The sequence below is a fragment of the Massilia phyllosphaerae genome (assembly GCF_034659755.1).
GTDB lineage: Bacteria > Pseudomonadota > Gammaproteobacteria > Burkholderiales > Burkholderiaceae_D > Telluria > Telluria phyllosphaerae.
The window spans coordinates 1-707 of sequence record NZ_JAXSQX010000030.1; the positions used below are offsets into that span (position 1 = coordinate 1).

2 tRNA genes and 2 rRNA genes are annotated in these 707 nt (G+C 49.1%); all 4 read left to right on the forward strand.

What is annotated here, in order from left to right:
• Positions 1-114 (forward strand): 16S ribosomal RNA (locus U1H99_RS30070); the annotation flags it as partial.
• A gap of 79 nt (positions 115-193) precedes the next feature.
• Positions 194-270: transfer RNA gene (locus U1H99_RS30075), tRNA-Ile, on the forward strand.
• 20 nt (positions 271-290) lie between these two features.
• Positions 291-366 (forward strand) — tRNA-Ala (locus tag U1H99_RS30080).
• A gap of 231 nt (positions 367-597) precedes the next feature.
• Positions 598-707: ribosomal RNA gene (locus tag U1H99_RS30085) — 23S ribosomal RNA — on the forward strand; the annotation flags it as partial.

Below are 707 nucleotides of genomic sequence, written 5' to 3' on the forward strand. Positions count from 1 at the left end.
CCAGAAGTAGGTAGCTTAACCGCAAGGAGGGCGCTTACCACGGTAGGATTCGTGACTGGGGTGAAGTCGTAACAAGGTAGCCGTATCGGAAGGTGCGGCTGGATCACCTCCTTTCTAGAGTAGCACCGGTCTTCAAGATCAGTCACCAAACGCTCACACTTATCGGCTGTTGAACAGTAAAGAACAGTTTTTTGGGGCTGTAGCTCAGCTGGTTAGAGCACCGTGTTGATAACGCGGGGGTCGTTGGTTCGAGTCCAACCAGCCCTACCAAATTATCGGCATTACCCATAGGGGGATTAGCTCAGCTGGGAGAGCACCTGCTTTGCAAGCAGGGGGTCGTCGGTTCGATCCCGTCATCCTCCACCATCGTCTTGGCGCAAAGCCCAAACGTAAGTCGTCAGATTTAGGTTTGGTCTTTTCGAGATCACTGTTTTTTCGTTCTTTAACAATCTGGAAGAAGTAAAGTTTTCTTTAAGCGTTCATCGCATCGAAAGATGTAGTGAACACTTAGGGTAGTAATCTGTATGTATCAACAAACAAAGTAAGCTGTCATTTGCCTATGACGATCCCTTAACTCATGAGGGGCCAACGTTATAGGGACAAGTGAATAAGTGCACATGGTGGATGCCTTGGCGATTACAGGCGATGAAGGACGTAGTAGCTTGCGATAAGCTGCGGGGAGCTAGCAAACGAGCTTTGATCCGCAG